We start from the raw sequence: 14,159 nt of genomic DNA, 5'->3' as shown, positions 1-14,159 counted from the left end.
GGCGGCCATGGTGGCGGCCCTCGACGACGACGCCCACGAACTGGCACAGCGGCAACGCTATGAGCGCCGCCGCGCGGCCCTGCTGCCCGCCCTGCGCTCGGCCGGCTTCACCGTCGACCATTCCGAAGCCGGCCTGTACCTGTGGGCCACCCGCGGCGAGCCATGCCACGACAGCGTCGCCTGGCTGGCGCAGCGCGGCATCCTGGTGGCCCCGGGTGATTTCTACGGCCCGCGCGGTGCGCGGCACGTTCGGGTGGCGCTGACCGCCGCCGACGAGCGGATCGCCGCCGCCGTGCAACGACTCGCTTAGCGGGCGATCCGGCCCGGCCTTTCCGCACCGCCCGGGCCCCAAGAGAGCGGCGAGCGTGCACAATGCATCTTCAGGCGTTCCACGTTCTCAACCTCGGGTAAGGACGGTGCTCGTGACCACTTCGACCGGCAAGCTGCGCATCCCGCTGTCGCTGGGGGACATCGCCAAGCGGGTGTTCCTGGGCAAGCCGCTGATCACCGAGGACATCGCATCCGAGAAGTTGTCGAATCAGGTTGCGCTGGGGGCTCTTTCGCCCGACGCGGTGTCCTCGGTGGCGTACGGCCCCGAGCAGATCCTGATCGAGCTGTTACCGCATGCGGGGCTGGCCGCCTTCCTGCTGTTGCTGCCCATCACCGGCGTGATCCTGCTGATCCTGGTGCTGGTGGCCGCCTCGTATCGGCAGGTGGTCATGGCCTATACCCGGGCGGGCGGCTCGTATATCGTCGCGCGCGACAATTTCGGACCGCGGGTCGCGCAGATCGCCGCCGCGGCGCTGCTGATCGACTACGTGGTCACGGTCGCCGTGCAGTCGGCCGCGGGGACCGTCGCGGTGGTCTCGGCGATTCCCGCGCTGGGCCCCTACAGCCTCGAACTCACCGTCGCCGTGGTGCTTCTCATCTGCTACGCCAACCTGCGCGGCCTCAAGGAGGCGGGATTGCCGTTCGCGGTGGCGACGTATTCCTTCGTCGTCATGGTCGCCCTGACCATCGTGGTCGGCGTCGTGCGCGCGGTCATCGGAAACCTGCCCATCTACGACCCCACGCATATGGCCGGGACCGTCCCGGTGCACCAGGGCAACGGGCTGGTGCTGGGCGCCACGATCTTGGTGCTGCTGCGTGCGTTCGCCAACGGTGGTTCGTCGCTGACCGGGGTCGAGGCGATCTCCAATACGGTCGAGTACTTCCGAAAGCCCCAGGGGCGCAACGGGCGCCGAGTGCTGACCGCGATGGCCACCATCCTCGGCCTGCTGCTGGCCGGCGTCGCCTACCTGGCCCACGTCACCCACGCCACGCCGTACCTGACCGAGTACCCGTCGGTCCTGTCGCAGATCGGCCGGGCCGTCTTCGGCAACGGCGTTGTCGGCGACGTCTTCTATGTCCTGGTCCAAGCGGCAACGGCTGCCATCTTGTTCACCGGCGCCAACACCAGCTTCAACGGCTTTCCGGCGCTGGCCAGTTTCGTCGCCGACGACCGCTTCCTGCCCAGGCAGCTCACGAAACGTGGTCACCGCCTGGTGTTTTCGAACGGGATCATCACGCTGACGGCGCTGTCGGTCGCGTTGCTGGTGGCCACCGGCGGGTCGGTGAACGCCCTGGTGCCGTTCTATGCGATCGGGGTGTTCACCGGCTTCTCGATGGCCGGCTACGGCATGACCAAACACCATCTGACGCACCGGGAACCGGGCTGGCGACGCCGGCTGGCGATCAACCTGTCCGCGGCGGTGCTGTCGACGATCGTGGTGGGCATCTTCGCGGTGGCGAAATTCACCGAGGGCGCCTGGCTGGTGGTCATCGTGTTCCCGCTGCTGGTGTTCATGTTGACCCGGCTCAACCGCGAATACCGGGCCGAGGCGGCCATTCTCGAGATGTTCCGCACCGATCGCCCGGAGTTGGTGAAGTACGCGCGGCACCGGGTGTTCGTGTTCGTCGACTCGGTCGATCTGGCGGTGATCGAGGCGCTGCGCTACGGCAGGGGGTTGCGGGCCGACGAACTGATCGCGGTGCATTTCATGGTCGACCCGGCCCACGCGGCGCTGCTGCGAAAGCGTTGGGACCATTTCGAACTCGACACCCCGCTGCGCATCGTGGACTGCCCGGACCGTCGGATCAGCCGCGCCGCGCAGCTGCTGGTCGCCAAGGCGCGTGACGAGAACGCGCGCACCAATGTGACGGTGCTGCTGCCGCGGCGAACCTTCGCCCGGCTACTGGGCCGCGTGCTGCACGACCGCACCGCCGACAAGATCGCGCGAGCGGTCAGCCTGATTCCCGACGCCGCGGCGACGATCGTGCCTTACGACGTCGAATCGCGGATCAGGGAGGCCTACCCCGACACCTTGGAGCAGCGGATCGGGCAGGGGATCGACAAGCTCGAGGCGTGGGTGTCCCAGGACGAAGACCGCAAGGTCGACGCCTACGAACACCCGCAGCGACCGCGATCGGTGGTCATGGTGGCCGGCCTGATCTCGGGGCAACGCGCCAGCGTCGAAGGCCGGGTCAGCGAGGTCGAAGACGTCACCACCCGAGGCCGCACCCACCGACAGATCGTCATCGGGGACAGCACCGGCGAAATGACCGTCACCTTCCGCCCGGGCCACGGCGGCGCCGACATCCAGCCCGGCCAGGTGCTGCGGATCACCGGGAAGGCCCGCCAGACCGGCACCCGGGCCATCTCGATGGTCGATCCGGCCTATCAGGTCATCGAGAACCCCGCGAACGACACCGAGTCCGAAGAGTCCGAAGAGACCAGCGCCACGTAACGACCCGCGGGATCGTGGATTGCCTCGTGCGTGAGTCGGTTTCGATGACCCCGCCCGCCGGCTCTGGACGACGGGTGGCGGCCGGATGTCGCGGCGCCCCGGTGGGCCGGGATGGGCGCAATTACGCAGTCGCGGCGCGGCTTTCGCGGCCCCTCGGCCGTCGCGGTCCGTTTTCGCAAGGCCGACCCGAAATTGTTTACTCCCGCTAAGCTGACCTGGTCCGAAGCTAAACTGACATCTGCATAATAGGCGCCTCAGGGATCGGGCAAGGATAGGGGACTCGCACGTTGCGTGCCGTGAACGCCACACCGGTCGCCGTCATCGGGATGGCCTGCCGGCTTCCCGGCGGGATCGACTCCCCGCACCGCCTCTGGCAGGCGTTGCTGCGCGGTGACGACTTCGTCGGTGAGATTCCCGCCGACCGGTGGGACGCCGACCTGTTCTACGATCCCGAACCCGGCGTGCCCGGCCGATCGGTGACCCGGTGGGGGGCGTTCCTGGACGATGTCGGCGGCTTCGACTGCGACTTCTTCGGGATGACCGAGCGTGAGGCCATCGCTATCGACCCGCAGCACCGCCTGCTGCTCGAGACGTCGTGGGATGCCGTCGAGCATGCCGGCCTGGACCCCGCGTCGCTTTCCCAATCGCAGACCGGGGTGTTCGTCGGCCTGACCCACGGTGACTACGAGCTGCTGTCCGCCGACTGCGGCGCGGCCGAAGGGCCGTACGGATTCACCGGCACGTCCAACAGCTTCGCGTCGGGGCGAGTCGCGTATGCCCTCGGGCTGCACGGCCCGGCGGTCACCGTGGACACGGCGTGCTCGTCGGGGCTGATGGCCGTGCACCAGGCGTGCGGCAGCCTGGGCAGCGGCGAATCCGACCTCACCCTGGCCGGGGGCGTGGTGGTGACGCTGGAACCGCGCAAGTCCGTCACCGGTTCGCTGCAGGGCATGCTGTCCCCGACCGGCCGCTGCCACGCCTTCGATGTGCACGCCGACGGCTTCGTGTCGGGCGAGGGCTGCGTCATGCTGTTGCTCAAGCGGCTCGACGACGCCCAGCGCGACGGCGATCGCATCCTGGCCGTGCTGCGCGGCACCGCGGCCAATCAGGACGGTCGCACCGTGAACATTGCGGCGCCCTCGCCAACGGCTCAGGTCGCCGTCTACCGCAAAGCCCTGCAGCTCGCAGGCGTCGACGCGGCCACGGTCGGCCTCGTCGAGGCGCACGGCACCGGCACTCCCGTCGGCGACCCGATCGAATACACCAGCCTGGCCGCCGTGTACGGCGTCGGCGGTGCCTGCGCCCTGGGATCGGTGAAGACGAATTTCGGCCACCTGCAGTCGGCCTCGGGGCCACTGGGCTTGATCAAGGCGATCCTCGCGCTGCAGCACGCCGTGGTACCGCGGAATCTGCACTTCACCCGGCTGCCCGACGAGATGGCCCGGATCGAGACCAATCTCTTTGTGCCGCAGAGCAATACGCAATGGCCCGGCAAGGAGAACCCGCGCCGTGCCGCGGTGTCGTCCTACGGAATGTCGGGCACCAACGTGCACGCCATAGTGGAACAGGCCCCGAAACAGGCGCCGGCCCAGGCGGCGGACGAACCGCGAGGGCCGCTGCTGTTTCCCCTGTCGGCCACCTCCGCCGAGCAACTGCGCGTGACGGCAGCCCGCCTGGCGGCCTGGCTCGACGAGCACGGCGCTGCCGACGGCGAATGTGGCTCGTTTCTCAGGGATCTGGGCTACACGCTGTCGCGGCGGCGCGCGCACCGCCCGGTGCGTACCGTGCTCTCGGCCGGCACCGTCGACGAGTTGGGCGCCCAGCTGCGCGCGGTCGCCGAGAGCGACATCCCGTACCCACCCGCGGTGGGGCAAGGCGACCGCGGACCGGTGTGGGTCTTCTCCGGCCAGGGTTCGCAGTGGCCGAAGATGGGCGCCGAACTGCTGGCCAACGAGCCGGTCTTCGCCGCGACGATCGCCGCCATCGAACCGTTGATCGCTGCGGAGTCGGGCTTTTCGGTCACCGCGGCCATGTCGGCACCGGAGACGCTGACCGACATCGAGCGGGTGCAGCCAACGCTCTTCGCGATGCAGGTCGGGCTAGCCGAGACGATGAAGTCCTACGGCGTGCGTCCCGGCGCCGTCATCGGGCATTCGCTCGGCGAATCCGCGGCCGCCGTCGTCGCCGGCGGGTTGTCGGTGGCCGACGGTGTGCGCGTGATCTGCCGTCGCTCGAAGCTGATGGCGCGGATCGCGGGCAGCGGCGCGATGGCATCGGTGGAGCTGCCGGGCCAACAAGTGTTGTCGGAACTGTCGATTCGCGGCATCTCCGACGTCGTGCTGTCCGTGGTCGCGTCGCCTACGTCGACCGTAGTCGGCGGCGACGCCCCGACCATCCGCGATCTGGTCGCGGCCTGGCAAGAGCAGGACGTGCTGGCGCGCGAGGTGGCGGTGGACGTCGCCTCGCATTCGCCGCAGGTGGACCCGATCCTCGACGAGCTGGTCGAGGCCCTCGCCGGCCTGCAACCGATGACGCCCGAGGTGCCCTACTATTCGGCGACGCTGTGGGACCCGCGCGAGCGGCCCTCGTTCACCGCTGACTACTGGGCCGAAAACCTGCGCTACACCGTGCGATTCGCGGCCGCCGTGCAGGCCGCCCTCAAGGACGGCTTCCGCGTCTTCGGTGAGCTGGCGCCGCACCCACTGCTGACGCACGCCGTCGAGCGGAACGCCGGCAGCCTGGACATGCCCATCGCCGCCCTGGCGGCCATGCGCCGCGACCAGCAACTGCCAGTCGGCTTGCGCGGCGTCGTCGCCGACGTGCACAGCGCGGGCGCGGTGGTCGACTTCTCCGTCCGATACCCGACGGGCCGCTTGGTGGATGCCCCCCTGCCGACCTGGACGCATCGCCGGTTGATGCTGAGCCGCGAGGCCACTGAGCACGCACGCGGCGCCCCGGTCCATGCCGTACACCCCCTGCTCGGTGCGCACGTGCACCTACGGGAGGAACCCGAGCGTCACGTCTGGCAGGGGGAGGTGGGCACCGACGCCCACCCGTGGCTGAGCGATCACCAAATCCATGGTGTCGCAGCGTTTCCCGGCGCGGGCTATTGCGAGATGGCGCTCGCGGCCGCTCGCGCGGCGCTCGGCGAACGCGCCGAGGTCCGCGACGTCAAGTTCGAACAGACACTGCTGCTGGCCGGCCAGACGCCGGCCTCCTCGGCCGCCACACTGGCCGCCCCAGGTGTTCTCGACTTCACCGTGGACACCCACGAGGACGGTGAACGCACCCGCCGGGCCAGCGCGGTGCTGCGCGCCCTACCCGGCGACGACGCGGATTCACTCGGGCCTGCGCAGCCGCCCGCGCACGACCTGGCAACGCTGATCGCCGCCCACCCATCCCGCCTGGACGGCGCGGAACTGCGAAAGGCGTTCGACGCCGTGGGAATTCAATACGGGCCGGCGTTTTCGGGGCTGGCCGCGGTGCTGGTCGCCGACGGGGGCATCACCACGATGCTGGCCGAAGTCGCGCTGCCGGGCGCGATCCGCTCGCAGCAGTCGGCCTACGCCGCACACCCGGCGTTGCTCGACGCGTGCTTCCAGGCGGTCGTCGTATCGCCCGAGGTGCAACAGGCCGGCGCCGGCGGTCTGCTGTTGCCGGTCGGGGTGCGCAGACTGCGCAACTATCACTCGACGCGCAACGCGCAGTACTGCCTGGCCCGGGTCACGTCCTCGCGCCCGGGCGAGTGCGAGGCCGACCTCGACGTGTTGGGCCAGTCCGGAACGGTGCTGTTGAGCGTCGAGGGGCTGCGGCTGGTCGGCGGCGCCTCCGAACACGAACACGCCCGGCGACTGCTCAACGAGCGGCTGTTGACCATCGACTGGGAACCCAAGGAACTGCCCGACGCGACGCAGACCGAACCGGGCCGCTGGGTGCTGCTCGGCGCGTCAGACGGGCCCGACCCGTTCGCGACGCGGCTGACAGAAGTCTTGAATACCGATGGCGGGCAATGCGTCTCGGTGTGTGATCCCGTCGGGTCCGCGGACACCACACGGCTGCGGGCGCTGTTGTCCGGCGGCGGGCAGCCCGCCTCCAACGGCCACGGGCCGCTGAAGGGGCTCACCGGCGTCGTCGTGGTGGCATCGGATGGCGCCGCGGGCGATCCGCAGGCGGGGCGGCGCGGCCGGGACTACGTGTCGCACCTCGCGGCCGTCGCCCGTGAGCTCTCGGAGCTGCCCGGGGAGTCGCCGCGGCTGTATCTGGTGACCCGAAACGCGGCCACCGTGACCGCCGGTGATGTGGCGAACCTGGAGCAGGCCGGGCTGCGCGGGCTGATGCGGGTGATCGACTCCGAGCACCCGCATCTGAGCGCCACCCAGATCGATGTGGACGACGCGACCGACCCCGAACGGGTTGCGCTGCAGCTGAACAGCGGCTCGGCGGAAGACGAGACCGCCTGGCGTGGCGGCCAGTGGTACGCCGCGCGGCTGCGGCCCGGCCCACTTCGCCCGGCCGAGCGGCGCACCACCGTCGTCGATCACGAGCGGGACGGCATGCGCCTGCAGATCCGCACTCCCGGTGACCTCGAATCGCTGGAGTTCACCGCGTTCGACCGGGTGCCGCCCGGGCCGGGGGAGATCGAGGTGGCGGTGACCTCGTCGACCGTCAACTTCGCGGATGTCCTTGTCGCCTTTGGGCGCTATCCCACGCTCGAGGGCTACCAGCAGCGGTTGGGCGGTGACTTCGCCGGCGTGGTGACCGCCGTCGGACCGGACGTCACCGAGCATCAGGTCGGCGACCGTGTCGGCGGCATGTCGCGCAACGGGTGCTGGGGCACCTTCGTCATCGCCGACGCCCGGCACGCGGTCACACTGCCGCCCGAGGTGCCGCTCGAAGACGCCGCCGCGGTGCCCACCGCGGCCGCGACCGCATGGTACGGCCTGCACGACTTGGCCCGCATCTCGCCGACCGACAAGGTGCTCATCCACTCCGGCACCGGCGGCGTCGGCCAGGCGGCCATCGCGATCGCCCGGGCCGTGGGCTGTCAGATCTTCGCAACCGCGGGCAGCCCGCAGCGCCGGAAACTGTTGCGGGACATGGGTATCGAATACGTCTACGACTCACGCAGCACGGAATTCGCCGACCAGATCCGCACGGACACGCAGGGATACGGCGTCGACGTGGTGCTCAACTCGCTGCCCGGCGCCGCGCAACGCGCGGGAATCGAACTGCTGGCCGTGGGTGGGCGCTTCATTGAGCTCGGCAAGCGTGACATCTACGGCGATACCCACCTGGGGCTGTTCCCGTTTCGTCGCAATCTGTCGTTGTTCGCGGTCGACCTCGCGCTGCTGACTTTCAGTCACCCGCAGACGGTTCGGCGTTTGTTGAGCACCGTGTACCAGCGCACCGCCGCCGGCGAACTGCCGATGCCGAGCACTACGCACTATCCGATTCGCGACGCCGCCGCCGCGGTGCGCCTGGTCGCCGCCGCCGGGCACACCGGCAAGGTGGTGCTGGACGTGTCGCGGGCGGGAAGCAGTGTGGCCGTCGTGCCGCCGGACACGGTGCGGCCGTTCCGGTCCGGCGGCGCCTACATCATCACCGGCGGCATCGGCGGGCTGGGCTTGTTCCTGGCCGGCCAGATGGCCGCGCGCGACGCGGGTTGCGGGCGAATCGTGCTGAACTCGCGTTCGCAACCCGACGAGCGGGCGCGCGAAGCGATCGAGCGTCTGCGCGCCGCGGGGGCCGACATCGCGGTGGAGTGCGGTGACGTCGCCGAGCCGGAGACGGCCGAGCGGCTGGTGGCGTGTGCCACGGCCACCGGACTGCCGGTTCGGGGGGTGCTGCACGCGGCGGCGGTGGTAGAGGACGCCACTTTGGCGAATGTCACCGACGAGCTCATCGATCGGTGTTGGGCGCCAAAGGCTTACGGCGCGTGGAACCTCCATCAAGCCCTGCGGGAGGAAGACACCGGGCGGCCACTGGACTGGTTCTGCGCGTTTTCGTCGGCCGCCGCGCTGGTGGGCTCGCCGGGGCAGGGCGCCTACGCCGCGGCCAACAGCTGGCTGGACGCATTCGCCTACTGGCGCCGGGCCCGCGGTCTGCCGGCCACCTCGATCGCGTGGGGGGCGTGGTCGGAGGTGGGCCGCGCGACGGCGCTGGCCCGGGACGCCGGCATCGCGATCGCACCGGCCGAGGGGTTCCGCGCCTTCGAAACGCTGCTGCGTCACGACCGCCCGTACTCGGGCTACGCGCCGATCATGGGGACGCCCTGGCTGGCCTCCTTCGCCCAACGCAGCCGCTTCGCCGAGGCGTTCGGCTCGTCGGCCCACGGCAAACCGGACGCCGGCAAGTTTCTCGCGGAGTTGCGGGCGCTGCCGCGCGAGGAGTGGCCGTCGGCCATTCGGCGGTTGGTGTCCGGCCAGATCAGCCTGCTGCTGCGGCGCACCATCGATCCGGACCGGCCGCTATCCGACTACGGTCTGGACTCGCTGGGCAACTTGGAGCTGCGGACCCGCATCGAAACCGAAACGGGTGTGCGCATCAGCCCGACGAAGATCACCACCGTCCGCGATCTGGCCGAGCACTTGTGCGACGAGCTGGCCGATCTGGAAGCCGCGCCCTCAGCGCCCTGAGCCGCCCACGCGTCGCGGGCGAGGCGGGTAAATAAAATTCCGCCGGTCTTTACCCTTCCGCCGCCCCCCATCGGGCCGCCGCGATCGTCGGCCGGGCCGGTCGAACGGGCGCGATGCGGTGGTGCTTGCCGGATCGCCGCAGCACAGCGCGAAACTCTCCTAAGTTGACCATCTTTACTTGTGGACTGGTTCTGATCCGGATTGATTGATAAACAATATGGTGACGGTGTGTGGCCAGGATCGATGCGGCGGGCGAGAATCCGTGCGCACGCGTCCATGCGCGGGGCGGAACGTTGTGAACAGGAGCTGGGAATGGCCAACAACATCACGTGGCACGAGCATCAGATAAGCCGCGCCGAGCGCGAGAGCCTCAATGGGCACAAAGGCTGCGTCATCTGGTTCACCGGGCTCAGCGGCAGCGGCAAGAGCACCGTGGCCAACGTCGTCGAGCAGAAGCTCTACGAGCGGGGCATCCGCAGCTTCCTGCTGGACGGCGACAACGTCCGCTACGGGCTCAACGCCGGACCGGAACTGCTCGAAGAGCGGCACGGAACGGAGTTCGCGAAGCGGTTCGGCCTCGGTTTTTCCGCCCAGGACCGCGAGGAGAACATCCGCCGCATCGGCGCGGTTGCGAAGCTGTTCTGCGAGTCCGGCGTGATCGCGTTGACGGCCTTCATCAGCCCCTACGTGCGCGATCGCGACGCCATCCGGGCCACCCTGAACGACGGCGATTTCCAGGAGATCTTCATCGATACCCCGATCGAGATTTGCGAGCAGCGCGATCCCAAAGGCCTCTACAAGAAAGCCCGGGCCGGCGAGATCAAGGGGTTCACCGGGATCGACGACCCCTACGAGGCTCCGGCGCAGCCCGAGCTGCGCCTCGAAGGCGGCAACAAGGACGCGGACACGCTGGCCGACGAAGTGATCGCCCATCTCGAGCGGGTAGGCGTCATCTCGGGAGCGGTCCGGAACGCTTAGCGGACGGGTTCGGCGACGACGGCGTCGGGAGCCGTCCACCGCACGGACGACCGCTGATTACGCGAAACGAGGTCACTTATATGAGCTACCAAGGTCATAACGGCAAGCCGATCGTGGAACGAGTGTCCACCGAGAATGCGGCGAGCCGGATCGACGGGTTGCCGCGCATCCCGATCTCGAAGGCCACCGCGCACGAGGTGATCAGCCTGTCCTACGGCTTCTTCACCCCGCTCACGGGGTTCATGGGCCGGCGCGAAGTGGACGGCACGCTGGACGACTTCCAGCTGCCCGACGGCACGCTGTGGAGCATCCCGATCGTGTTCGATCTGTCCGCAGAAGACGTCGAGAAGTTCGGGGTGAAGGAGGGCGAAAGCGTCGTCCTCGAATATCTCGACGCCCCGATGGCGCTGTTCGAGGTCTCCGAGATCTACCAGTACGACTTGCAGCGGATGGCCGGAAAGACTTATGGCACTACCGATTCCCGGCATCCGGGCGTGAAGAAGACATTGGCCTATGCGGATCGTTTCATCGGCGGCGACATCACGCTCATCAACGAGCCGGTGTTCAACGAGCCCTTCAAGAGCTTCTGGCTCACGCCGCGGCAGCACAAGGACGTGCTGGCGAAAAAGGACTGGAAGCGCGCCGTCGCCCATCAGACCCGAAACGTTCCGCACACCGGCCACGAGGCGTTGATGAAGCAGGCGTGGCTGGCGGCCAATGAGGACCAGCCCGTCGACAGCCTGAACACGGGCGTGCTGGTCAACGCCATCATCGGCCAGAAGCGGGTCGGGGATTACATCGACGAGGCGATCCTGTTGGCGCAGAACGAGTTGCGGACCAGCGGATATTTCCGCGAGGAGGTCCACCTGGTGTCGTTCACGCTGTGGGACATGCGCTACGCGGGGCCGCGGGAGGCCATCTTTCACGCGATCCTGCGGACGAACCTGGGCTGCACGCATCACATGTTCGGGCGCGATCATGCGGGCGTGGGCGATTTCTACCACCCCTACGATTCCCAGAACATCCTCAAGCAATATCGCAGCGAGCTGGGGATCAAACCGGTGTTCCTGCGGGAGAACTGGTACTGCCCGGTGTGCCAGGAGGTCACCAACTCGGCCCTGTGCGGTCATGTTGATCAGTCACAGAGCTTCAGCGGCAGCTTGATTCGAAGCATCCTGACCGACGAGGTCAAGCCGACCCAGAAGGTGATGCGGCACGAGGTGTTCGAAATCGTGATGGACAGCGCCGCCGAGTATGGCCAGGGTTCGCCGTTCGTGACCGAGGAGTACCTCAAGGACAGACTGCCGGTCTTCACGCTGAACCAATTGGAGAACTCATGAGCACCGCCGAGAAGAAGATCAAGGTCAACGTCTGGATCAACGAGGAACGGTTGGAGGCGCTGGCGAATGCCGGAATGGCGGACCGGGCCATCGAGGCGTTCGCCGGCATGAAGCTGCTCGAGATCTACACCACCGAAGAGCAGAAAGATGTTCTCCTGCAGCGTTTCCCGGGGGCGAAGTACGACTCGGCCACCACTCGCTCGATCGAGCTGCTGCCGAAGCAGGTCAAGGACAGGCTGCTCGAGCTGTCCATCAAGTTGCACTCCAACGGCCCCGATGTGGTGGGTCATTTCCTCGAGGAAGCCCAGACGGCCAACAGCCAGTAGGGCTAGGCGTCCAACCGGGCGAACCGTTGGCGACGGTACTGCTCGACACATGCCGCGCGCCGGATCTTGCCGCTCGTGGTGGTGGGAATCGATCCCGGTTCCACCAGCACCAGATCGGCGACGTTGAGCCCATGTGACTTCGAGATCGCCGCGGTGACGTCGTTCTTGACGACGTCGAGCCGGTGGCGCGCGTCCTCGTCGGATTCGCCGCGCTTGCTGAATTCGATGATGGTGACCAGCTTTTCGGTCTCGTCGACCGGGACCGCGATCGCCGCGACCCGGCCGCCGGTGATCCGTTGCACCGTCGACTCGATGTCCTCGGGGTAGTGGTTGCGGCCGTAGACGATCAGCAGGTCTTTCATCCGGCCCACGATGAACAGTTCGTCGTCGCAGATGAAGCCGAGGTCGCCGGTGCGCAGCCACGGGCCCTCGGGGATGCCGGGCGGCGGGTCGGCCAGGACGCCGGCGAAGGTGCGCCGGGTTTCCTGCGGCTTGCGCCAGTAGCCGTCGGCGACATTGCCGCCGTTGACCCAGATTTCGCCGACCGTTCCGGCCGCGCATCCGGTGCGGGTGTCGGGGTCGACGATCCGCACCGACGGCGACGCCGGCGTGCCGTAGCTGAGCAGCGGTGTCCCGGTTTCCGCCGAGCACGGCTGCGCGCTGCCCTCCGACAGCCGCTCCGGTTCGAAGTGGACGACGCGCGGGCCGCCGGCCCTGGCCCGGCTGGCCACATAGACGGTCGCTTCGGCCAGGCCGTAGGACGGCTGCATCATTTCTTCGCGAAAGTTGTACGGGGCGAACCATTTGCAGAACCGGTCGAGCGTGGCGGGATGGATCCGTTCGGCGCCGCTGACGATGCTGATGACGTTGCCCAGGTCGACTCCGGCCAGGTCCGCCTCGGTGGTCTTGCGGACCGCGAGCTCGAAGGCGAAGTTCGGGGCGGCCGAGAAGACCGGATTGGGTTGGGACATCGCGTGAATCCAGCGCGCCGGGCGTTGCAGGAACGCGACCGGGCTCGTCACGTCGCCCAGGTAGCCGCCCAGGATGGGTGCGATGACGCCCTGCATCAAGCCCATGTCGTGGTAGAACGGCAGCCAGGACACGCACACGGTGTCGCGCGGGGCCACGCCGTTGAAGTCGGGGAAGTACGCGGCCATCAGTTGCGCGAAATTCGCCGCAAGATTGCGGTGTGACACCATCACCCCGGCCGGAACGCGCGTGGAGCCCGATGTGTATTGCAGGTATGCGATGTGCGGGTCGCCGCTGATCCGGATGCCCGTCGACGGCGACAAGTCCGGACCCAGCGCATCGACGGCGATGACCGTCGGGGCGGGGTCGGCGGTGGCCGAGTCCGTGCGGTGCACACACTCGTCGACGGCCGCGGCGGCCGCGGCCGTGGTGAGGACGACGGTGGGCGTGGTGTCGGCCAGGACGGTGGCGACGCGCTCGTCGTGTGAGCCCGGCTGCGGCACCGAGAGCGGGACCGCGATGAGCCCGGCCTGTATCGCGCCCAGGAACGCGACGATGTAGGACAGGCCCTGGGGGGCCAGGATGACGGCGCGGTCCCCGGTGCCGGCGTGCCGCCTCACCTCGTGCGCCACGGCCAGGGTCCGCCGATACAGCTGTGCCCACGTCAGGGTCTCGGTGACGCCCGCCCAGTCCTGCTCGTAATCGGTGTACCGGAACGCCAAGTCGTCGGGTTGCAGGCCGGCGCGCTCCCGTAGCAGGCCGACAACGGACGAACTTTGCATGCGGGCTAGGTTACCGCCTCGGGCTTTTCGCGCCGGCCGATCGCACGGGGCGGTGCTGTGGGTCCGGGCCGCAGCGCTCGGTGCGAGCCAAAAGGCCGGTGCTCCTTAGGGTTTCGATGCTGTGGGATCGGGGCCCCAGGTACCCGGCAGCAACGGCATGCGCGGCCTGTCGTCGAGCTCGTCGACGGCCACTGCGCTCACTCCGGCCGGTCCGGTGGCGGCCCTGGTGGTGATGGTTCCGGCGAACCCCATCGCCGGCGCGGGCCGGTCGGAGGCCGTCGACGGCTCGGGCTCGAGATCCAGGTATTCGTACCCGCGGCCGAGTTCGGTGACCTTGACCCGG

At 68.6% G+C, this 14,159-nt stretch carries 7 protein-coding genes and 1 pseudogene; 6 read left to right on the top strand and 2 right to left on the bottom strand.

The genetic code is table 11. The annotated features are described in order from the left end of the window. The 6 genes from A5646_RS13985 to A5646_RS13960 all read left to right on the top strand — a co-directional run. Positions 1-310 (top strand): aminotransferase class I/II-fold pyridoxal phosphate-dependent enzyme (locus A5646_RS13985; protein WP_156752835.1); only part of this gene is annotated, 310 nt, incomplete at its 5' end. Positions 311-422: 112 nt separating this feature from the next. Further along, on the top strand, positions 423-2,786 hold the full coding sequence (locus A5646_RS13980; RefSeq protein WP_067022135.1) for an APC family permease: 2,364 nt from the start codon (positions 423-425) through the stop codon (positions 2,784-2,786). Positions 2,787-3,073: 287 nt separating this feature from the next. Continuing rightward, positions 3,074-9,421, top strand: a complete 6,348-nt coding sequence (gene pks2 / locus A5646_RS13975) for a type I polyketide synthase (protein ID WP_067022129.1) — start codon at positions 3,074-3,076, stop codon at positions 9,419-9,421. 312 nt (positions 9,422-9,733) lie between these two features. After that, positions 9,734-10,399 carry an adenylyl-sulfate kinase gene (gene cysC / locus A5646_RS13970; RefSeq protein ID WP_067022134.1) on the top strand — a complete coding sequence of 222 codons (666 nt, stop codon included), beginning with the start codon at positions 9,734-9,736 and terminating at the stop codon, positions 10,397-10,399. Between the two features lie 80 nt (positions 10,400-10,479). After that, complete coding sequence (gene sat, locus A5646_RS13965; protein WP_067022127.1) at positions 10,480-11,739, top strand: sulfate adenylyltransferase; 1,260 nt, start codon at positions 10,480-10,482, stop codon at positions 11,737-11,739. Beyond that, a complete protein-coding gene (locus A5646_RS13960; RefSeq protein ID WP_066876939.1) occupies positions 11,736-12,065 on the top strand; it encodes a hypothetical protein in 330 nt (109 codons plus the stop codon). The genes sat and A5646_RS13960 overlap by 4 nt, the downstream gene beginning before the upstream one ends. 2 nt (positions 12,066-12,067) lie before the next feature. Here the strand turns inward: A5646_RS13960 and fadD21 are convergent, their stop codons facing one another. Next, complete coding sequence (gene fadD21 / locus A5646_RS13955) at positions 12,068-13,816, bottom strand: fatty-acid--AMP ligase FAAL21/FadD21 (RefSeq protein ID WP_067022125.1); 1,749 nt, start codon at positions 13,814-13,816, stop codon at positions 12,068-12,070. Between the two features lie 105 nt (positions 13,817-13,921). Then, positions 13,922-14,159 (bottom strand): annotated as a pseudogene (locus A5646_RS29445) (hypothetical protein); the annotation flags it as partial.

Source organism: Mycobacterium sp. 1245499.0 (assembly GCF_001673615.1).
Taxonomy (GTDB): domain Bacteria; phylum Actinomycetota; class Actinomycetes; order Mycobacteriales; family Mycobacteriaceae; genus Mycobacterium; species Mycobacterium europaeum_A.
This window is presented reverse-complemented; position numbering and strand designations above follow the sequence as displayed.

Excerpts from the sequence above, each read along its gene's own strand:
- cysC (WP_067022134.1), top strand. The coding sequence starts at position 9,734 with ATGGCCAACAACATCACGTGGCACGAGCATCAGATAAGCCGCGCCGAG.
- sat (WP_067022127.1), top strand. The coding sequence starts at position 10,480 with ATGAGCTACCAAGGTCATAACGGCAAGCCGATCGTGGAACGAGTGTCC.
- A5646_RS13960 (WP_066876939.1), top strand. The coding sequence starts at position 11,736 with ATGAGCACCGCCGAGAAGAAGATCAAGGTCAACGTCTGGATCAACGAG.
- fadD21 (WP_067022125.1), bottom strand. The coding sequence starts at position 13,816 with ATGCAAAGTTCGTCCGTTGTCGGCCTGCTACGGGAGCGCGCCGGCCTG.